This is a genomic window from Burkholderia vietnamiensis LMG 10929 (assembly GCF_000959445.1).
Classification (GTDB): Bacteria; Pseudomonadota; Gammaproteobacteria; order Burkholderiales; family Burkholderiaceae; genus Burkholderia; species Burkholderia vietnamiensis.
Window position 1 is genome coordinate 181,754 of the sequence record NZ_CP009630.1, and the last position, 20,375, is coordinate 202,128.

The following is a 20,375-nucleotide window of genomic DNA, read 5'->3' on the forward strand; positions in this document are numbered from 1 at the left end:
ACGCACGCCGCCCGTATTCGTGACCGAGAGGATGAACCCGGTGGACACCACCCTGACCCATCCCGGCGCGTTCGGCGCCGCCGAGCCGCGTGCGACGCTGCGCGCCGGCGCGCCGGGCGGCGTGCTGATCGAGCATCTGAGCGTGCGCTACGGCGCGCGCACGGTGCTGGAAGATCTGTCGCTGTCGATCGGCGCCGGAGAATTCCTGACCGTGCTGGGCAAGAGCGGCTGCGGCAAGACCACGCTGCTGCGCTTCATCGCCGGGTTCGTGAAGGCCGACGGGCTGACCGGCACGCTGAGCGTCGCCGGGCGCGACCTGACCCATGCGCCGCCGCACAAGCGCAATCTCGGTCTGTTGTTCCAGAATTACGCACTGTTCCCGCACCTGTCGGTGTTCGAGAACGTCGCATTCGGGCTGCGCGCGCGCCGCATGGCGTCGTCGGAGGTGACGCGCCGCGTCGCCGACGCGCTCAAGCTCGTGCAGCTCGGCGACGCCGGGCATCACCTGCCCGCGCAGCTGTCGGGCGGGATGCAGCAGCGCGTCGCGCTCGCCCGCGCGCTCGTGATCGAGCCCGACGTGCTGCTGCTCGACGAGCCGCTGTCGGCGCTCGACGCGAACCTGCGGGCCTCGGTGCGCAGCGAGCTCAAGGCGCTGCACGAGCGCTTGCCGAACCTGACGGTCGTCTGCGTGACGCACGACCGCGACGACGCGCTCGTGCTGTCCGACCGTGCGCTGCTGCTGCGCGACGGCCGGATCGCGCAGCTCGGCACGCCGCAGCAGTTGTACGACGCGCCGCGCGACGGCTATGTCGCGCGCTATCTCGGGCCGGCCAACCTGTTGCCGCCGCACGTGATCTTCCCGCTCGGCGACCCGCGCCACGACGTGCGCGACAAGGTCGCATGCGTGCGCCCCGAGCGGCTGACCGTGATGCCGCTCGCGGCGGGCGGATTGCACGGCACGGTGTCGTCGGTCGAATGGCAGGGCGCGGAGCTGTCGATCGCGGTCGTGCTCGACGCGGCGCCCGACGAACCCGTGCGCGTGACGATGCAGCGCGGCCGCGGCGCGGCCCCGCTGCGCGGCGCCCGCGTGTCCCTGCATTGCGAGGCAGACGATGTCGTCCTTATCGAGCCCTGAAGCCGCGCTGCCGCCGCAGGTGCGCGCGTCGGCCGCCGCGCATGCGGCCGTTGCGCGGCGCCGCAAGCGCCTGGGCGACCTGCATCTCGTCGCGCTCGCGACCGTCGTGCTCGGCCCGCTCGTCGTCTATCCGCTGGCGCGCCTCGTGCTGCTGAGCGTCTCCGGCGATCAGGGGCCGAGCCTTGCCGCGTATCGCGCGTTCTTCGGCAATCCCGAGATGCGCAACGTGCTGCTGACGACTGTCGGCGTGCTGTTCGCGAGCGCCGGCACCGCGTCGGTGCTCGGCGTACTGCTGGCCGCGCTGTTGTTCTTCAGGCCGTTCCCGGGCGCGTCGCTCGTCACGCGCTTCCTCGAACTGTACGTCGCGTTCCCGTCGTTCCTCGTCGCGTTCACGCTGATCTTCCTGTACGGCTCGCAAGGCTCGATCGGCGTCGCGTTGCAGCAGCTGTTCCATCTCGAGCAACCGCCGCTCGATTTTCTGTTCGGCATCGGCGGCGTGATCCTCGCGCAGACCGTGTTCTACACGCCGTTCGTCGTGCGGCCGACGCTCGCGTCGTTTGCGACGCTCGACCTGCGGCTCGTCGAAGCCGCGCGCAGCCTCGGCGCGTCCGGCGCGATGCTCGCGCGCCGGGTCGTGCTGCCGATCGCATGGCCGGGCATCGCGGCCGGCACCGTGCTGTGCTTCCTGCTCACGCTGAACGAGTTCGGGATTCTGCTCGTGCTCGGCAGCGCGCGCCTGGTGACGCTGCCGGTCGCCATCTACAGCAGCGCGACCGTCGATCTCGATTTGCCGACCGCGTCGGCCGGCGCGGTCGTGATGCTCGCGCTGTCGCTCGCGCTCTATGCGGTTTATCGCCGGGTGAACCGGCGTGCGACGGGAGGAAACGATGTCCGCTGAATTCCGTATCGGGCAAGCGGTGCCGCGCCGCCGGACCGACTGGAGCGACACGCTGCTCAAGCATGCATCGCGCGCGGCGCTCGCGCTGGCCGCGTTCGCGTGCTTCTGGCTGTTCGTGCTGCCGGTCGTCGTCGTCGCGCTGTCGAGCGTGGCGACGCGGTGGTCGGGCACGATCCTGCCGGCCGGCTACAGCCTGCGCTGGTTCGAACGGCTCGGCGCGCCGGAATACGACGCGTTGCTGACGAGCCTCGAAATCGGCTTCGGCGTGGCCGCACTCGGCACGATCGTCGGCCTATGGCTCGCGCTCGCGCTCGAAGGGCGCGACCGACGCGGCATCGGCGCCGCGGTCGATGCGCTCGTGATGGTGCCGAACGGCGTGCCGAGCGTCGTGCTCGGGCTCGCGGTGCTGATCGCGTATCACCAGAAGCCGCTCGACCTGTCGAGCTCCGCCGCGATCGTCGTGCTGGTGCAGCTCGCGCTGATTCTGCCGTTCTGCTATCGCTGCGCGGCCGCCGCGCTGCGCCCCGAGTTGACCGTGCTGCGCGAAGCCGCGGCGAGCCTCGGCGCGCCGCCCGCGATGGTGCTGCGCCGCGTGCTGCTGCCGCAGCTCGTGCCGGCGCTGCGCGCGAGTCTCGCGCTCGGCTTCGCGCTGTCGCTCGGCGAGCTCGGCGCGACGCTGACCGTCTATCCGCCCGGTTTCGCGACCGTGCCGATCGTCGTGATCGGCCAGGTCGAGCGCGGTTATTACCTTCCCGCATCGGCGCTGTCGCTGCTGATGCTCGGCGCGTCGCTCGCGGCGCTGCTGCTGATCGCCGCGCGCGTGCCGCGCGGCACGAGGGCTGCATCATGAACGCCGCATTCTCCTTGCGATTGCCCGGTGAGCACGTGCGTGCCGGCAACCTGTCGGCCGATCTCGCGGCGCGCTGCGTCGACGTGAACGGCCGGCGCTATCGGCTGCCGGTCGAGCCGACGGTCGTCGTCTGCGTCGACGGCTGCGAGTACGACTATCTCGAGCGCGCGGTGGCGGCCGGCGTCGCGCCGTTCCTCGGCCGCATGATCGCGGAGGGCACCGCGTGGCGCGCCGACAGCGTCGTGCCGACCTTCACGAACCCGAACAACCTGTCGATCGTTTGCGGCGTGCCGCCGTCGATGCACGGCATCTGCGGCAACTACTTCTGGGACGCGACCGCCGACGGCGGCCGCGGCGCCGAAGTGATGATGAACGATCCGTCCTACCTGCGCGCCGGCACGCTGCTCGCGGCGGCGTCCGACGCCGGCGCGCGCGTGGCCGTGGTCACCGCGAAGGACAAGCTGCGCCGGCTGCTCGGCTGGCGGATGAACGGCATCTGCTTTTCCGCCGAGAAGGCCGCCCAGGCCAATCTCGCGGAAAACGGCATCGTCGACGTGCTCGACTGGGTCGGCCTGCCGTCGCCCGACGTATACAGCGCGGCGCTGTCCGAATTCGTGTTCGCGGCCGGCGTGCGGCTGGCGCAGACGCGGCAGATCGATCTGATGTACCTGTCGACCACCGACTACGTGCAGCACAAGTGCGAGCCCGGCAGCGCGGGCGCGAACGCGTTCTACGCGATGATGGACCGCTATCTCGCGCAACTCGACGCGCTCGGCTGGGCGATCGGGCTCACGGCCGACCACGGGATGAACGCGAAGCACGATCCGGCCACCGGCCGTCCGAACGTGGTCTATCTGCAGGACGCGTTCGACCGCTGGTTCGGCGCGCAGTCCGCGCGCGTGATTCTGCCGATCACCGACCCATACGTCGTGCATCACGGCGCGCTTGGCTCGTTCGCGACGGTCTACCTCGCGCCGGGTGTCGACCGGACCGACGCGATGTGGCGCATCGGCGACCTCGACGGCATCGAGCTCGTGCTCGACAACGCGGAAGCCGCTGCGCGCTTCGAGCTGCCGGCCGACCGGATCGGCGATCTCGTGGTGGTCGCGCGCCGCGACACGGCCGTCGGCACGCGCGAGCGCGAGCACGACCTGTCCGGCCTGACCGTGCCGCTGCGCTCGCATGGCGGCGTGTCCGAGCAGGAAGTGCCGCTGATCTTCAACCGCCGGATCGAGCCGCGCGACCCGGCGCGCCGTCCGCGCAACTTCGACGTCTTCGATTTCGTGCTGAACCGGATCGCGTCATGATCGTTCATCCGCGCCAGGATCATCCGGCGTTCCGCGCCGAGGCGCTGCGCTGGTGCGGCACGCGTGCCTCGCGCGCCCGCGTGTTCGACATCGACGATCCGTACACCGGCGCGCGCGTCGGGACCGCGCCGCTGGCGAGCGTCGACGACGTGCGCGCCGCGTTCGACTACGCGATCGCGTACCGGCCCGCGCTCACGCGCTACGAGCGCTCGCAGATCCTCGAGCGTACGGCGGCGCTGCTGCGCACGCGCTGCGAGGAGGCGTCCGACCTCATCACGCTCGAGTCCGGGTTGTCGAAGCAGGACTCCCGCTACGAGATCGGCCGCGTCGCCGACGTGCTGAAGTTCGCGTCCGTCGAGGCGCTGCGCGACGACGCGCAGAGCTTCTCGTGCGATCTGACGCCGCACGGCAAGGCGCGTCGCGTGTTCTCGCAGCGGCAGCCGCTCGACGGCGTGATCGTCGCGATCACGCCGTTCAATCACCCGATGAACCAGGTCGCGCACAAGATCGCGCCGGCGATCGCCACCAACAACCGCGTGATCGTGAAGCCGTCGGAGAAGGTGCCGCTGTCGGCGTTCTATCTGGCCGATCTGCTTTACGAAGCCGGCTTGCCGGAGCCGATGCTGCAGGTGCTGACCGGCGACCCGCGCGAAATCGCCGATGAGCTCGTCACGCATCCGCACGCAGCGCTGATCACGTTCACGGGCGGCGTGTCGATCGGCAAGGCGATCGCGGCCCGGGCCGGCTACCGGCGCATCGTGCTGGAGCTGGGCGGCAACGATCCGCTGATCGTGCTCGACGATGCGGATCTCGAGCGCGCCGCATCGCTGGCCGTGGTGGGTTCGTACCGTAACTCCGGGCAGCGCTGCACGGCGGTCAAGCGGATCCTGGTGCAGCGCTCGATCGCGCCGGCGTTCACCGAGCTGCTCGTCGAAAAGACGCGCGCGTGGAAGTACGGCGATCCGTTCGACGTCGCGAACGAGATGGGAACGGTGATCGACGCCGCGGCGGCGCGCCTGTTCGAGGCGCGTGTCGAAGAAGCCGTCGCGCACGGCGCGCGGCTGTTGACGGGCAACGTTCGGCGCGGTGCGCTGTATGCACCGACCGTGCTCGACGACGTCGATCCGTCGATGACGATCGTGCGTGAGGAGACGTTCGGTCCCGTGTCGCCGGTGATCGCGTTCGACACGATCGACGACGCGATCCGCATCAGCAACGGCACGGCGTTCGGGTTGTCGTCGGGCGTGTGTACGGACAGCACGGCGGCGGTCGTGCGGTTCGTGAACGAACTGAAGGTGGGCACAGTGAACGTGTGGGAGGTGCCCGGCTACCGGATCGAGCTGTCGCCGTTCGGCGGCATCAAGGATTCGGGGCTCGGCTACAAGGAAGGCGTTCAGGAGGCGATGAAGAGCTTCACGAACCTGAAGACGTTCTCGCTGCCGTGGGAGTAGGCGGATGGCACTGACCGTGGACGAGATCGACGGGCTGTATCGCGCGCACGGTCATGTCGCGTACAGCGGCGAACCGGTGACGCAGCTGGAGCATGCGCTGCAGTGCGGCTTGCTGGCGGAGGAAGCCGGCGCGGACGACGCGCTGATCGCGGCGGCGTTCCTCCACGACCTCGGGCATCTGCTGAACCGCCAGGGCGACACGCCGAGCGCACGCGGCATCGACGATCTGCACCAGTATTACGTGCTGCCGTTCCTGCGGCCGCTGTTCGGCGACGCGGTGCTGGAGCCGATCCGGCTGCACGTCGACGCAAAGCGCTGCCTGTGCCGTACGGAAGCGGGCTACGTCGACGGCCTGTCGGCGGATTCGGTGCGCAGCCTCGCGCTGCAGGGCGGAATCTTCGATGACGACGAGGCGGCGGCATTCCTGCGGCGCCCGTTCGCCGCGGATGCGCTGCGCCTGCGCCGCTGGGACGACAGGGCCAAGGAGCAGGGCAAGGTCACGCCGGGCCTTGATCACTATATGGAAATCGTGGCCCGCCAGGCGCGGACGGGCTGACTGCTCGACTGTTTGTATATAAAGCCCCGCACGCGGCAGCGTGCGGGGCTTTATATATTTCACGAAACCCCTTGCGCGATTGCCGTGAGCTGCATAGAATCACGCCTCTTTCGCGCTACCGGAAACGCGGCGCGGGAGAAGAAGGGAAGCGGTGCGGTTGGGGTGGTTGTAGTGACCCGAACGCACACGAAGCTGAACCCCTCACCGTCACAACGAAGCAGTTCAAAAAGTTGTTGACGAGTGAAGAAAGACGGTTCATAATCTCGCTTCTCTGCTGCTGAAAACGCAGCGCTGCTGAGAAACACGAAGTTCCTCGCAGAAATGCTCTTTAAAAATTAACAGCCGATAAGTGTGGGCGCTTGATGGAAGCGGGCTGATCTTCGGATCAGAAAGCGAAAGTATCAAGAGTCTCACACTAAAGTAAGTCAGGTTTATGAAGAGATTCATATACCTGTCAGCTTTGAGTGAGCGACCGGTTCTTAACGGAACCGAAAACAGTAACAGGTTTAAACTGAAGAGTTTGATCCTGGCTCAGATTGAACGCTGGCGGCATGCCTTACACATGCAAGTCGAACGGCAGCACGGGTGCTTGCACCTGGTGGCGAGTGGCGAACGGGTGAGTAATACATCGGAACATGTCCTGTAGTGGGGGATAGCCCGGCGAAAGCCGGATTAATACCGCATACGATCTAGGGATGAAAGCGGGGGACCTTCGGGCCTCGCGCTATAGGGTTGGCCGATGGCTGATTAGCTAGTTGGTGGGGTAAAGGCCTACCAAGGCGACGATCAGTAGCTGGTCTGAGAGGACGACCAGCCACACTGGGACTGAGACACGGCCCAGACTCCTACGGGAGGCAGCAGTGGGGAATTTTGGACAATGGGCGAAAGCCTGATCCAGCAATGCCGCGTGTGTGAAGAAGGCCTTCGGGTTGTAAAGCACTTTTGTCCGGAAAGAAATCCTTGGCTCTAATACAGTCGGGGGATGACGGTACCGGAAGAATAAGCACCGGCTAACTACGTGCCAGCAGCCGCGGTAATACGTAGGGTGCAAGCGTTAATCGGAATTACTGGGCGTAAAGCGTGCGCAGGCGGTTTGCTAAGACCGATGTGAAATCCCCGGGCTCAACCTGGGAACTGCATTGGTGACTGGCAGGCTAGAGTATGGCAGAGGGGGGTAGAATTCCACGTGTAGCAGTGAAATGCGTAGAGATGTGGAGGAATACCGATGGCGAAGGCAGCCCCCTGGGCCAATACTGACGCTCATGCACGAAAGCGTGGGGAGCAAACAGGATTAGATACCCTGGTAGTCCACGCCCTAAACGATGTCAACTAGTTGTTGGGGATTCATTTCCTTAGTAACGTAGCTAACGCGTGAAGTTGACCGCCTGGGGAGTACGGTCGCAAGATTAAAACTCAAAGGAATTGACGGGGACCCGCACAAGCGGTGGATGATGTGGATTAATTCGATGCAACGCGAAAAACCTTACCTACCCTTGACATGGTCGGAATCCTGAAGAGATTCGGGAGTGCTCGAAAGAGAACCGGCGCACAGGTGCTGCATGGCTGTCGTCAGCTCGTGTCGTGAGATGTTGGGTTAAGTCCCGCAACGAGCGCAACCCTTGTCCTTAGTTGCTACGCAAGAGCACTCTAAGGAGACTGCCGGTGACAAACCGGAGGAAGGTGGGGATGACGTCAAGTCCTCATGGCCCTTATGGGTAGGGCTTCACACGTCATACAATGGTCGGAACAGAGGGTTGCCAACCCGCGAGGGGGAGCTAATCCCAGAAAACCGATCGTAGTCCGGATTGCACTCTGCAACTCGAGTGCATGAAGCTGGAATCGCTAGTAATCGCGGATCAGCATGCCGCGGTGAATACGTTCCCGGGTCTTGTACACACCGCCCGTCACACCATGGGAGTGGGTTTTACCAGAAGTGGCTAGTCTAACCGCAAGGAGGACGGTCACCACGGTAGGATTCATGACTGGGGTGAAGTCGTAACAAGGTAGCCGTATCGGAAGGTGCGGCTGGATCACCTCCTTTCCAGAGCTATCTCGCAAAATTGAGCGCTCACGCTTATCGGCTGTAAATTTAAAGACAGACTCAGGGGTCTGTAGCTCAGTCGGTTAGAGCACCGTCTTGATAAGGCGGGGGTCGTTGGTTCGAATCCAACCAGACCCACCATTGTCTGACGTGTCGGTGATCGTTAGCGCTTTAGCGCTTACGAGTACCCCAAGCCGACCGGCTGAAATACCTGAGGCATCTGTACTCATGGGGGCATAGCTCAGCTGGGAGAGCACCTGCTTTGCAAGCAGGGGGTCGTCGGTTCGATCCCGTCTGCCTCCACCAATCCTCAATGACAAGCGTTCGACGCGTCGAGCTTTTGTCATTGGCGATTGAGCCAGTCAGAGTGATATGAGTAACACCATATCGGCTGTCGTTCTTTAACAATCTGGAAGAAGTAAGTAATTTGGATAGCGGAAGCGTCTTGAGATGGACGTGAAAACTATCCGGGTTGTGATTGTATCGATGTATCTCAAGATGATTCGAACTTCATTGTTCGGCTCAATTGGAATACGGCACAACGCGAGAACTCAACCTGTAACGAGACAGACTCGTTATAGGGTCAAGCGAACAAGTGCATGTGGTGGATGCCTTGGCGATCACAGGCGATGAAGGACGCGGTAGCCTGCGAAAAGCTACGGGGAGCTGGCAAACGAGCTTTGATCCGTAGATGTCCGAATGGGGAAACCCGGCCCTTTTGGGTCATCCTGGACTGAATACATAGGTCCAGAGAAGCGAACGCGGTGAACTGAAACATCTAAGTAACCGCAGGAAAAGAAATCAACCGAGATTCCCAAAGTAGTGGCGAGCGAAATGGGATGAGCCTTGCACTCTTTATTTGTATTGTTAGCCGAACGCTCTGGAAAGTGCGGCCATAGCAGGTGATAGCCCTGTAGGCGAAAACAGTATGAAAGAACTAGGTGTGCGACAAGTAGGGCGGGACACGTGAAATCCTGTCTGAAGATGGGGGGACCATCCTCCAAGGCTAAATACTCGTGATCGACCGATAGTGAACCAGTACCGTGAGGGAAAGGCGAAAAGAACCCCGGGAGGGGAGTGAAATAGATCCTGAAACCGCATGCATACAAACAGTCGGAGCCTCGTAAGGGGTGACGGCGTACCTTTTGTATAATGGGTCAGCGACTTACGTTCAGTAGCAAGCTTAACCGTATAGGGCAGGCGTAGCGAAAGCGAGTCCGAATAGGGCGTTCAGTTGCTGGGCGTAGACCCGAAACCAGGTGATCTATCCATGGCCAGGATGAAGGTGCGGTAACACGTACTGGAGGTCCGAACCCACTAACGTTGAAAAGTTAGGGGATGAGCTGTGGATAGGGGTGAAAGGCTAAACAAACCTGGAAATAGCTGGTTCTCTCCGAAAACTATTTAGGTAGTGCCTCGTGTCTCACCTTCGGGGGTAGAGCACTGTCATGGTTGGGGGGTCTATTGCAGATTACCCCGCCATAGCAAACTCCGAATACCGAAGAGTGCAATCACGGGAGACAGACATCGGGTGCTAACGTCCGGTGTCAAGAGGGAAACAACCCAGACCGCCAGCTAAGGTCCCCAAATATAGCTAAGTGGGAAACGAAGTGGGAAGGCTAAAACAGTCAGGAGGTTGGCTTAGAAGCAGCCACCCTTTAAAGAAAGCGTAATAGCTCACTGATCGAGTCGTCCTGCGCGGAAGATGTAACGGGGCTAAGCTATATACCGAAGCTGCGGATGCGTGCTTTGCACGCATGGTAGGAGAGCGTTCCGTAAGCCTGCGAAGGTGCCTTGTAAAGGGTGCTGGAGGTATCGGAAGTGCGAATGCTGACATGAGTAGCGATAAAGGGGGTGAAAGGCCCCCTCGCCGTAAGCCCAAGGTTTCCTACGCAACGTTCATCGGCGTAGGGTGAGTCGGCCCCTAAGGCGAGGCAGAAATGCGTAGCTGATGGGAAGCAGGTCAATATTCCTGCACCATTGTTAGATGCGATGGGGGGACGGATCGCGGAAGGTTGTCCGGGTGTTGGAAGTCCCGGTCGCTGCATTGGAGAAGGCACTTAGGCAAATCCGGGTGCGCAATTCAAGGGTGTGGCGCGAGCTCCTTCGGGAGCGAAGCAATTGGAAGTGGTTCCAAGAAAAGCCTCTAAGCTTCAGTCTAACGATGACCGTACCGCAAACCGACACAGGTGGGCGAGATGAGTATTCTAAGGCGCTTGAGAGAACTCGGGAGAAGGAACTCGGCAAATTGGTACCGTAACTTCGGGATAAGGTACGCCCTTGTAGCTTGACTGGCCTGCGCCAGGAGGGTGAAGGGGTTGCAATAAACTGGTGGCTGCGACTGTTTAATAAAAACACAGCACTCTGCAAACACGAAAGTGGACGTATAGGGTGTGACGCCTGCCCGGTGCCGGAAGATTAAATGATGGGGTGCAAGCTCTTGATTGAAGTCCCGGTAAACGGCGGCCGTAACTATAACGGTCCTAAGGTAGCGAAATTCCTTGTCGGGTAAGTTCCGACCTGCACGAATGGCGTAACGATGGCCACACTGTCTCCTCCCGAGACTCAGCGAAGTTGAAGTGTTTGTGATGATGCAATCTACCCGCGGCTAGACGGAAAGACCCCATGAACCTTTACTGTAGCTTTGCATTGGACTTTGAACCGATCTGTGTAGGATAGGTGGGAGGCTATGAAACCGGAACGCTAGTTTCGGTGGAGCCGTCCTTGAAATACCACCCTGGTTTGTTTGAGGTTCTAACCTTGGCCCGTGATCCGGGTCGGGGACAGTGCATGGTAGGCAGTTTGACTGGGGCGGTCTCCTCCCAAAGCGTAACGGAGGAGTACGAAGGTACGCTAGGTACGGTCGGAAATCGTGCTGATAGTGCAATGGCATAAGCGTGCTTAACTGCGAGACCGACAAGTCGAGCAGGTGCGAAAGCAGGTCATAGTGATCCGGTGGTTCTGTATGGAAGGGCCATCGCTCAACGGATAAAAGGTACTCTGGGGATAACAGGCTGATACCGCCCAAGAGTTCATATCGACGGCGGTGTTTGGCACCTCGATGTCGGCTCATCTCATCCTGGGGCTGTAGCCGGTCCCAAGGGTATGGCTGTTCGCCATTTAAAGAGGTACGTGAGCTGGGTTTAAAACGTCGTGAGACAGTTTGGTCCCTATCTGCCGTGGGCGTTGGATATTTGAAGGGGGCTGCTCCTAGTACGAGAGGACCGGAGTGGACGAACCTCTGGTGTACCGGTTGTCACGCCAGTGGCATCGCCGGGTAGCTATGTTCGGAAGAGATAACCGCTGAAAGCATCTAAGCGGGAAACTCGCCTTAAGATGAGATATCCCTGGGGACTAGATCCCCTTGAAGGGTCGTTCGAGACCAGGACGTTGATAGGTCAGGTGTGTAAGCGCAGTAATGCGTTCAGCTAACTGATACTAATTGCCCGTAAGGCTTGATCCTATAACAAGTCTGCCTTGTAGATCGGCGCCGTGCGAAAGCACTGGCCGCGATCCGGAGCGACATGTTGGATTCTCGTGTGTGATACACACAACTCAAGATTACTGCTTCTTCCCAGATTGGTTCTGTTGGCCACGCCAGCAGAACAACCCTCTTTGCCTGATGACCATAGCGAGTCGGTCCCACCCCTTCCCATCCCGAACAGGACCGTGAAACGACTCTACGCCGATGATAGTGCGGATTCCCGTGTGAAAGTAGGTAATCGTCAGGCTCCCCTAAGCCAGAAACCCCCGCCCGAAAGGCGGGGGTTTTTGCATTGGCGCGGCAGAAAGAGCACTCGGCCAGGTGCATCGGCTTTCGAGTCGGCGGGATCGAACGAACCCGGCCGGTTTGCGATAGCTCGGTGATGTGCCCAGGACCGACTCGCTAGAAGCCACGCTGCTCACCAGGTTCACGACGAGTCGGCCCATATCCCCTGATCGTCATGCTGCCGCGGAACTGCTCATCGCCGGAACGCGCGATGCATCAAGCTGGCGATATCTGCGATGCATGTCCGGCGGCCACGCGCCAACGATCTCCTACTGGGCGCCACAGCCGCGTGTAGGCGAACCTGCCGCTGAACGCCGTGCCATCGAAATCACCGGCAAGCACGACCGTTGTCGCGGTGACGATGCCGCGTACGGGATTCCGCGCGTCCCCGGCGTCGCGATATAACGGGTGATAGCGTCGACGTAGAAGACGATGCTGCGCGTTGAGCGGAAATGGCCGCTAGATGCTCAATCACGTCGCCGACGTAAGTGCGATTCGCCGGTCTTGCGGGGCTTCACCTAGCGGCCGGTATATCCCAATAAAAATCTATGCGCATAAAGTCCCCGAGCGCCAGATGTCATCGGCGAGCTTCCCGCCATTCACGGTAATATCACCGTTCGTCCGACTGCCGGCATTCGTCTGTGTCAAACGCATTTGAAATCTGAGCCACTTCGCGCCTGATCGCGCAAAGTAAAACTGAGCCAGTCGTTACTTCTTCGATGTCGGGACGTGCCCGGCTTTGCGTTGCTGTTTCAGTCTGTAGCTGTCTCCTTTGATCTGGATGATGTGGGCATGGTGGAGGATGCGGTCGAGCATCGCTGCAGTGAGGGTGGTGTTGCCGCCGAAGGTTTCGTCCCACTGCGCAAACGGCAGGTTGCTGGTCAGGATCATCGAGCCACGCTCGTAGCGCTTGGCGACGATCTGGAAGAAGTGACTGGCCTGATCGCCCGAGAGCGGTAGATAGCCGATCTCATCGACGATGAGCAGCCTCGGGCCGAGAATGTTGTGCCGAAGAACGGCGTCGTATCGCTCCTGTCGGCGTGCAGCCTCGAGCTGTAACATCAGATCCGCCGCCGTGATGAACTTCGTCTTGATGCCGGCCTGCGTCGCTGCATATCCGATGGCGATCGCGAGGTGCGTCTTGCCCACGCCCGACGGACCAAGCAACACGGCGTTCTCGCCTCGCTCGATGAAGCGTAGCGTGGCAAGCTCGTCGATTGCCTCGCGTGGGACCCCGACGGCGAAGCTGTAGTCGTAGTCATCCAGTGTCTTGATGGCGGGAAACCCGGCCATGCGCACCAGTGTTTGCCGCGAACGAACTTGCCTCGTCTCTCGTTCGTGCGCGAGCGCGTTCTCGAGGAAGTCGAGGAAACTCCATTGCTTGGCCGCCGCGTCGCTGGCCAGAGCGACGTATCGGTGCATGAGTCCCTCGAGCTTCAGGCTTTGGCAGTGCCCGTCGATGCGTTCCTGCTGCAAGTTCATGCGCGCACCTCGGTCAGTAATTGCTGGTAGACGGACAACGGGTGCTGGATCGACATCGCGGGATCAACGCGCGGCCGAGCGACGGCGCGAGCCGGCAATCGGGGCAATGTGTAGCCAGGCATATCGAGCAAGCAAGCCCGTTCTCGTTGCTCCAACAGAATCGCGGGTGCCTGCCCGGTAACCGGATGCACGCGCTGGTTGGCCACGTCGCGCAGCCATTTACTCACCTCGACGTTCGCAGTCGCGGCATCGAGCATCAAGCCGGATTGTTTAAGCTGGCTTGCCAGCGGCACATAGAAATTGCCGCGCAGATAGCGGTGGAATCGCTCGACCTTGCCCTTGGTCTGCGCGCGGTACGGTTGGCACAATCTGGGCAGGAAGCCGTACCGCTTGGCCAGATCGAGCAGGCCGGCGTGCCAGCGATGTTGGCCGTCGCCATAAGCATCGCGTTCGACAACGATGGTCTTGGCGTTGTCGTAAAGGATCTCGCGAGGAATGCCACCCAAGGCTTCGAACAGCGCATGATGACAGGCAACCAGCGTCTCGGCGCGTTCATCGGTGGTGAAGTGTGCCCAGCGCCAACGACTGAAGCCGAGCGTGGCGGTGAAGGCGTAAAGCGGGTCGGTGCCTCGTCGGAAGACAACGAAATCGCACTGCATCTGCCGACCGGGCTCGGTCTCGAACCTTACGACTGGATCGGGCTTCGGCATGGGCTTATGCGTGTTCATGAAAGCCTGCAGGCTTCGCAGTTGGCCCTCGTAGCCGCGCGCCCGCAACTCGCGCAGCAGCGCCGGCGCTGCGATGATCTCCGGTGCTGCGGCCCTCATGCGCTCGATGATGTACGCCTCGAAGGCTCCGAGCTTGGTTGGCCGCGGTTCACGCGGCTTGTAGCGCGGCACTTCCTCAGCCGACAGGTACCGCGCCACCGTGTTGCGAGAAATGCCCAGGCGCCGCGCGATCTCGCGCTCCGATACGCCTTGGGCTTTGAGCACATGGATTTGCATCCACTGTTCCTTCTGGAGCATCGCCAGCCTTTGCGCGCAAAAGGCTGACTGTACTGAAAGGTGGCTTAGATTTACTTCGCGCGAAGTGGCTCATTATTACTTTGCGCCCAACATCTGCCTGCCACTGCTCGGTGTTCCTACAACTCATTCCCGCACATTGATTCATGACCGACCGCGCCGCCGCTTCATGTCGTCGGACGACCGACTTCCTGCCTTATCTCGTCGCCGCGACGTTTTTCATGGAGTACCTCGATACGACGGTGATCGCCACCGCGCTGCCGCAGATGGCACAGTCGTTTGGCGTCGGGCCGAATGCGCTGAGTGTCGGGATAACGGCCTACATGCTGGCGCTCGCCGTGTTCATCCCGATTAGCGGCTGGATCGCGGATCGCTATGGTTCGCGTACCGTCTTCGCCACCGCGATCTTCGTCTTTTCCGGCGCATCGGTGCTGTGCGGGCTCTCCGATGGCGTGCTCACGTTCACGGCCGCGCGTCTGCTCCAGGGTGTCGGTGGGGCAATGATGGTGCCGGTCGGGCGAATGATCGTCGTGCGCAGCACGGAGAAAGCCAAACTGATGCGTGCGATCGCGACGATCACGTGGCCGGGCATCGTCGCGCCAGTCGTCGGGCCGCCGGTCGGCGGCTTCATCACCACCTACGCGTCGTGGCGCTGGATCTTCCTGTTGAACGTTCCGTTTGGCATAGCCGCGCTGGTTTGCACTTGGCTTATCGTCCGCAACACGCGCGCCGATGAGCGGCGGCCGCTCGACTGGGTCGGCTTCGTGCTGGCCGGCGCGGCGCTGACTTGTCTGTTGATCGGCACCGAAGCGGCGGGCCAGCAGGACGTCGATTTCACGCGCGCAGGTATCCTGTTCGCCGCGAGTGTGTTGTTCGGCATTGCCGCATGGTTGCATGCGCAACGATGCGCGCATCCGCTGCTCGATTTCACGACGCTGAAGGTGCCGACGTTCTCGGTCACCGTCATCACCGGTTCGATCACGCGGATAGCGATCAACGCCGTGCCGTATCTGCTGCCGCTGTTGTTCCAGATCGGCTTCGGGCTGTCGCCATTCCAGTCCGGCCTGCTGTTGCTCGCCAGCGCGATCGGCAATCTCGGGATGAAGGCAGGCACGTCGTGGATACTCGATCGCTTCGGTTTCCGGCGCGTCGCGCTCGTCGACGTGACGATCGTCGGCCTGTTCACGATCGCGTGCGGCTGGCTGACAGCGTCGACGCCGTTGGCCGTCACCTTGTTGGTCGTGTTCGTCTACGGGCTCACGCGATCGATGCAGTTCACGACGCTCGCGACACTCGCGTACGCGGATATTCCGGCGCGGCAAACCAGTGCGGCCAGCACGCTGTGGAGCGCCGCGCAGCAGATGACGATCGGAATGGGCATCGCATTCGGCGCGTTGTCGCTGCGGGTCGCGGCGTTGGCGCGTGGCGACGCCGCCAGAGTGCATTATGTGCTCGACGATTTTCGCTGGGCGTTCATTGCGGCCGGCGTGCTCGCTCTGCTGACGTTGCCCGGCTATGCGGGACTCGCCGCCGATGCCGGCGATCGGCTTCGCGCAAATGTGGCGCGCGGGTAGAGCGTCGTTCTGATCGCGGCGGTCGCGCGAAGGCCGGCGGTCAGCGATTCGTCGCCACTGCGGACTGAGTCGAGACGCCGCCCCAGCAATGAGCAGCGGACCGCGCGTATGGAGCAGCCAGTCGTCGGTTGCAGTTTACGGCGCGCGAACTCTAAATCGCGTGGCGTTGCCCGCTTATAACTTCACGCCGTCCGGGCTGCTGCCGGCGACAGGCAACCGGCGAGTGGCAACCGGCAACCCGCAACGGGCACTCGGCACTCGGCAAGCGGCAAGCGGCAACGGGCAACCGGCAACCGGCAACCCGCAACCCGCAACCGGCAACCGGCAACCGGCAACCGGCAACCGGCAACCCGCAACCCGCAACCCGCAACCCGCAACGGGCACTCGGCACTCGGCACTCGGCGACCGGCGACCGGCGACCGGCAACTTCCAATCGGTAATCGGCAATTGGCCACCGCCAACCGCCAACCGCCCGCCCACGCTCCCCCAACGTGCCGAGTCCCATCTCCACCTCATCCGCACCACCAACACCCTCACAACGCATCATGAAAGATGATGCCGACCGTATGGCGGTGACCGCTGCGAATCCTGCTCACCCCGTGGCGCAAGTTCACGCGGTAGATGCCGCGTGTTCCCTGCACGGGCCTGCCATGCACCGCGAAGACCACCGCGTCGCCTTGCATCAGCGGCACCACTTCCGCACGCGACTGCATACGCGGCCGCTGCTCCGTCAGCACGAATTCGCCGCCGGTGAAATCCCGCCCGGGCGCTGACAGCAGAATCGCCACCTGCAGCGGAAAAACGTGCTCGCCGTAGAGATCCTGATGGAGACAGTTGTAGTCGTCCGCGCCGTATTGCAGGATCAACGGCGTGGGTCGCGTCTGTCCGGCGTCGTGGCAGCGGTCGAGAAACGCCGCATGGTCGAGCGGATAGCGCACGTCGATCCGCAGCGCGTCATTCCAGCGATTGGCAATCGGCGCGAGATGCGGGTAGATCGTTGCGCGCAGCGCGTCGACGACTGCGGGCAGCGGATACGCGAAGTACTTGTACTCGCCGCGCCCGAAGCCGTGACGTGCCATCACGACACGCGAACGATAGAGCGCATCGTGCGGATAAAGCGCGCGCAGCGCATCGCATTCGCCGCGCGACAGCAGGCTCGACACGTGCGCGCAGCCGTAGCGATCGAGTACGGCCTCGACGGTCGACCAGTCGATTGCGTCGACGCGCGCCGCGATGTCCTGCAAGTCGGCGGCAGGTTGCAGATCGGCGATATTCACGGACATTCCCCGGTTCGTTTGCGACGTCGCATCGCGCGTACCCGCGGCGTGCTTCGCAGGCATGCAGCACACGCGGGGCGTCGCGATGCATGTCGATGAACCGAGTCTAGCGACCGGCGCGCGCCGTTGCACTCCGGATGTTGCGCTTCAATTCGCGAAGCGACGGCGAGCCGCGCGACGACGGCACGCCGATTGCGGCGACGTGCCCGAGCGCAGCGACAAAGAAGAATGAACCCACTGCCGAACCCGCCGCGGCAACCGCCCGGCCGTGAGCCGTCGCCGCCCGCCCGCTCGCCGTTATCCGCTCAAGCCAGCGCGCGGAACAACCAGTACAGCCCGCCGGCCAGCACGATCGACGCCGGCAGCGTGAGAATCCACGCGAGCACGAGGCTGCGCACGGTACTCCACTGCAGTCCCGATCCATTCGCGGCCATCGTGCCCGCGACGCCCGACGACAGCACATGCGTCGTCGATACGGGCAGCCCGTATGCATCGGCCGCGCCGATCGTCAGCATCGCGACGAGTTCGGCCGACGCGCCCTGGCCGTACGTCAAATGCTGCTTGCCGATCTTTTCGCCGACGGTCACGACGATCCGCTTCCACCCGACCATCGTGCCGAGACCCAGCGCAATCGCGACGGCCACCTTCACCCAGGTCGGGATGAACTTGGTCGCGTGATCGAGCTGCTTGCGGTAGTTGTCGATCGCGAGCTTGTCGTCGGCGGCAAACGCGGGCTGCCCGGACTTCTCGATCAACCGGATCGCCTCGGACACCAGGTACATCGTGTTGCGCACGTTGTCGACGTCGTTTTGCGGCACGGCCGCCATCGATCCCGATGCGCCGACGGCGCGCGCGAGCGACGTCGACAGCTGCTGCACCGCGGGCAGCACGGCTGGCGTGAGCTTGCGGTGCTGCACGAACTGCTCGACGTCGGCGCGCGGATTCGCGGACGGCGCGACGCCGTTCGAGTATTTCGCGAAGGTGGACGCGGCGTGCGTCGCGACGGCGACGAAGGTCTGCGACTCGGCCGGCGTGACGGCCTTGTTCAGCGCATACGCAGTGGGTACGGTGCCGATCAGGATCAGCATGATGAGCCCCATGCCCTTCTGTCCATCGTTCGATCCGTGCGCGAACGACACGCCGGTGCAGGTCAGGATCAGCAGGCAGCGAATCCAGAACGGCGGCGGCTGATCCTTCGGCGGCTCCTGATACAGATCCGGCACGCGCACGACGGCGCGCAGCACGAGCAGCAGCAGCGCCGCGCACAGAAAGCCGACGAGCGGCGAGAACAGCAGCGACTTGCCGACGCCGAGCGCCTGCCCCCAGTCGACGCCGCTCGTGCCGTTCGGGCCGTGCATCAGCTGGTTCATCAGCCCGACCCCGATGATCGACCCGATCAGCGTATGCGAGCTCGACGACGGCAGCCCGAAATACCACGTCGCCAGGTTCCACACGATCGCGGCGATCAGCAGCGCGAACACCATCGCGAAGCCCGCGCCGCTGCCCACCTGCAGGATCAGCTCGACGGGCAGCAATTGCAGGATGCCGAACGCGACGGCGCCGCTCGATACCATCACGCCGAGGAAGTTCCACATGCCCGACCAGATCACCGCGACGTTCGGCGTCAGCGAATGGGTGTAGATCACGGTCGCCACCGCGTTCGCGGTGTCGTGGAAGCCATTGACGAACTCGAAGCCGAGCGCGATCAGCAGCGCGGCGCCGAGCATCAGGTATGGAAACAGCGACCCTTCGCGCACCGGCGCAAGATCGGCGATCAGATGGGTGGCGATATAGACGGCACCGACCGACAGCACCAGCAGGAACACGGCATAGCCGGCACGTCGGGCGCGTTCGGTGGAACCGGGATGGTGTGCGGCGGGCGAAGCAGGTTGATTCATGGCGGCATCTCGCAGTGGAACCGCGTCCGATCCTAGCTTCGGCTGTCCGTCAGTTTGATGACAGTACGGACCGCGAAACGCCGTTGTTCACGCCGTCGTCCATATAGTGAGCACGCTCATGCATCCGGGCCGCTTCGCGCCTTGCGCGCGCGCCTATCGCAGCATGCGTGGCGCGTCCGACGCCGAGTCGCGTGCGAGCGCGAGAAATGCGGACAGGTAATCGATCGATGCGTCGGCGTCGCGGATGCCGAGAAAGATCTGTTTCGCGATGCCTTGCTTGCCGAGCCTGACCGGCACGACCGGCATGCGGTCCGCGTATTCGTCGGCGAGCCACTTCGGCAATGCGGCCACGCCGCGTCCGCTCGCGACCATCTGCAGCATGATGTCGGTCGTCTCGATCGACTTGTGGCGCCGCGGCACGATGGCGGCCGGCGTCAGGAACTGGTTGTAGATGTCGAGCCGGTCGGTCTCGACCGGGTACGTGATCAGCACCTCGTCGGCCAGTTGCTCGGGCGTGACGTAGTCGGCGTTCGCGAGCCGGTGCGCGTCGGCGACCACCAGCACCTGCTCGTAGTCGAACACCGGATCGAAGCGCAGGCCCGGCTTGTTCAGCGGGTCGGGCGTCACGAGCACGTCGATGTCATGGCCGAGCAGCGCGCCGATCCCGCCGAACTGAAAGCGCTGCTTCACGTCGACGTCGACGTCCGGCCAGCGCGCCAGATACGGCGACACCACCTTCAGCAGCCACTGGTAGCACGGATGGCATTCCATCCCGATGCGCAGCGTGCCGCGCTCGCCCTTCGCGTACTGCTTCATCCGCTCCTCGGCGAGCTCGAACTGCGGCAGCAGCCGGTTCGCGAGCTTCAGCAGATATTGCCCGCCCTGCGTGAGCCGCAGGCCGCGTCCTTCCCGATCCCAGATCGGCGTGCCGAGCTGCTGCTCGATTTTCCGCACGGTATGGCTGAGCGCCGACTGCGTGAGGTGCAGCGCGTTGGCAGCCGCAGTCAGCGAGCCCTGGCGCTCGACTTCGCGGATCACGACGAGATGGAATCGCTCGAGCATCAATACATGAACAAAGTTAATGGATGAATGAAATAATGCCATTTTATTTCATG

At 62.9% G+C, this 20,375-nt stretch carries 12 protein-coding genes, 2 tRNA genes and 3 rRNA genes; 12 read left to right on the plus strand and 5 right to left on the minus strand.

Going from position 1 to position 20,375, the window contains the following annotated elements; genetic code table 11:
- Nucleotides 1-31: 31 nt before the first annotated feature.
- From phnT to rrf, 11 genes are all read left to right on the plus strand, one after another.
- Complete coding sequence (phnT, locus tag AK36_RS01255) at nucleotides 32-1,135, plus strand: 2-aminoethylphosphonate ABC transport system ATP-binding subunit PhnT (RefSeq protein ID WP_045577673.1); 1,104 nt, start codon at nucleotides 32-34, stop codon at nucleotides 1,133-1,135.
- Entirely contained in the window at nucleotides 1,113-2,033 is a 921-nt protein-coding gene (gene phnU / locus AK36_RS01260; protein WP_045577674.1) for a 2-aminoethylphosphonate ABC transporter permease subunit, read from the plus strand. The genes phnT and phnU overlap by 23 nt, the downstream gene beginning before the upstream one ends.
- Complete coding sequence (gene phnV, locus AK36_RS01265; protein WP_045577675.1) at nucleotides 2,023-2,883, plus strand: 2-aminoethylphosphonate ABC transport system, membrane component PhnV; 861 nt, start codon at nucleotides 2,023-2,025, stop codon at nucleotides 2,881-2,883. Before phnU ends, phnV begins: the two co-directional genes overlap by 11 nt.
- Entirely contained in the window at nucleotides 2,880-4,190 is a 1,311-nt protein-coding gene (gene phnA, locus AK36_RS01270; RefSeq protein ID WP_045577676.1) for a phosphonoacetate hydrolase, read from the plus strand. Before phnV ends, phnA begins: the two co-directional genes overlap by 4 nt.
- The gene (gene phnY / locus AK36_RS01275; RefSeq protein ID WP_045577677.1) at nucleotides 4,187-5,641 is read left to right on the plus strand and encodes a phosphonoacetaldehyde dehydrogenase; all 1,455 of its coding nucleotides are present in this window, start codon (nucleotides 4,187-4,189) and stop codon (nucleotides 5,639-5,641) included. Before phnA ends, phnY begins: the two co-directional genes overlap by 4 nt.
- 4 nt (nucleotides 5,642-5,645) lie before the next feature.
- Nucleotides 5,646-6,197 carry a phosphonate degradation HD-domain oxygenase gene (locus AK36_RS01280; RefSeq protein ID WP_034193339.1) on the plus strand — a complete coding sequence of 184 codons (552 nt, stop codon included), beginning with the start codon at nucleotides 5,646-5,648 and terminating at the stop codon, nucleotides 6,195-6,197.
- 508 nt (nucleotides 6,198-6,705) lie between these two features.
- Nucleotides 6,706-8,238, plus strand: a 16S ribosomal RNA gene (locus AK36_RS01285).
- A gap of 64 nt (nucleotides 8,239-8,302) precedes the next feature.
- Nucleotides 8,303-8,379: transfer RNA gene (locus AK36_RS01290), tRNA-Ile, on the plus strand.
- Nucleotides 8,380-8,468: 89 nt separating this feature from the next.
- A tRNA-Ala gene (locus AK36_RS01295) sits at nucleotides 8,469-8,544 on the plus strand.
- A gap of 275 nt (nucleotides 8,545-8,819) precedes the next feature.
- Nucleotides 8,820-11,701 (plus strand): 23S ribosomal RNA (locus AK36_RS01300).
- Between the two features lie 155 nt (nucleotides 11,702-11,856).
- Nucleotides 11,857-11,969: ribosomal RNA gene (rrf, locus tag AK36_RS01305) — 5S ribosomal RNA — on the plus strand.
- Together the 16S, 23S and 5S rRNA genes with 2 tRNA genes alongside form the textbook arrangement of a ribosomal RNA operon.
- A 746-nt stretch (nucleotides 11,970-12,715) precedes the next feature.
- Here the strand turns inward: rrf and istB are convergent.
- Nucleotides 12,716-13,489, minus strand: coding sequence for an IS21-like element ISBcen13 family helper ATPase IstB (istB, locus tag AK36_RS01310; RefSeq protein ID WP_011881749.1), 774 nt, complete (start codon nucleotides 13,487-13,489; stop codon nucleotides 12,716-12,718).
- Nucleotides 13,486-14,514, minus strand: coding sequence for an IS21 family transposase (gene istA, locus AK36_RS01315; RefSeq protein WP_041494180.1), 1,029 nt, complete (start codon nucleotides 14,512-14,514; stop codon nucleotides 13,486-13,488). Before istA ends, istB begins: the two co-directional genes overlap by 4 nt.
- Nucleotides 14,515-14,657: 143 nt before the next feature.
- Between istA and AK36_RS01320 the strand changes: the two genes are divergently transcribed.
- Nucleotides 14,658-16,085 carry a DHA2 family efflux MFS transporter permease subunit gene (locus AK36_RS01320; protein ID WP_045577678.1) on the plus strand — a complete coding sequence of 476 codons (1,428 nt, stop codon included), beginning with the start codon at nucleotides 14,658-14,660 and terminating at the stop codon, nucleotides 16,083-16,085.
- Nucleotides 16,086-16,618: 533 nt separating this feature from the next.
- Here the strand turns inward: AK36_RS01320 and AK36_RS01325 are convergent.
- The 3 genes from AK36_RS01325 to AK36_RS01335 form a co-directional block, all read right to left on the minus strand.
- Complete coding sequence (locus AK36_RS01325; RefSeq protein WP_045578384.1) at nucleotides 16,619-17,362, minus strand: 2OG-Fe(II) oxygenase; 744 nt, start codon at nucleotides 17,360-17,362, stop codon at nucleotides 16,619-16,621.
- 305 nt (nucleotides 17,363-17,667) lie between these two features.
- Nucleotides 17,668-19,260: an inorganic phosphate transporter gene (locus AK36_RS01330; RefSeq protein WP_014724061.1), complete on the minus strand. Its 1,593-nt coding sequence runs from the start codon at nucleotides 19,258-19,260 to the stop codon at nucleotides 17,668-17,670.
- A 153-nt stretch (nucleotides 19,261-19,413) separates the two neighbouring features.
- A complete protein-coding gene (locus AK36_RS01335) occupies nucleotides 19,414-20,322 on the minus strand; it encodes a LysR family transcriptional regulator (protein WP_034194758.1) in 909 nt (302 codons plus the stop codon).
- Nucleotides 20,323-20,375 lie beyond the last annotated feature (53 nt).

Coding starts and splice junctions, on each gene's coding strand:
- phnT (WP_045577673.1), top strand. CDS start 32: ATGAACCCGGTGGACACCACCCTGACCCATCCCGGCGCGTTCGGCGCC.
- phnU (WP_045577674.1), top strand. CDS start 1,113: ATGTCGTCCTTATCGAGCCCTGAAGCCGCGCTGCCGCCGCAGGTGCGC.
- phnV (WP_045577675.1), top strand. CDS start 2,023: ATGTCCGCTGAATTCCGTATCGGGCAAGCGGTGCCGCGCCGCCGGACC.
- phnA (WP_045577676.1), top strand. CDS start 2,880: ATGAACGCCGCATTCTCCTTGCGATTGCCCGGTGAGCACGTGCGTGCC.
- phnY (WP_045577677.1), top strand. CDS start 4,187: ATGATCGTTCATCCGCGCCAGGATCATCCGGCGTTCCGCGCCGAGGCG.
- AK36_RS01280 (WP_034193339.1), top strand. CDS start 5,646: ATGGCACTGACCGTGGACGAGATCGACGGGCTGTATCGCGCGCACGGT.
- istB (WP_011881749.1), bottom strand. CDS start 13,489: ATGAACTTGCAGCAGGAACGCATCGACGGGCACTGCCAAAGCCTGAAG.
- istA (WP_041494180.1), bottom strand. CDS start 14,514: ATGCTCCAGAAGGAACAGTGGATGCAAATCCATGTGCTCAAAGCCCAA.
- AK36_RS01320 (WP_045577678.1), top strand. CDS start 14,658: ATGACCGACCGCGCCGCCGCTTCATGTCGTCGGACGACCGACTTCCTG.
- AK36_RS01330 (WP_014724061.1), bottom strand. CDS start 19,260: ATGAATCAACCTGCTTCGCCCGCCGCACACCATCCCGGTTCCACCGAA.
- AK36_RS01335 (WP_034194758.1), bottom strand. CDS start 20,322: ATGCTCGAGCGATTCCATCTCGTCGTGATCCGCGAAGTCGAGCGCCAG.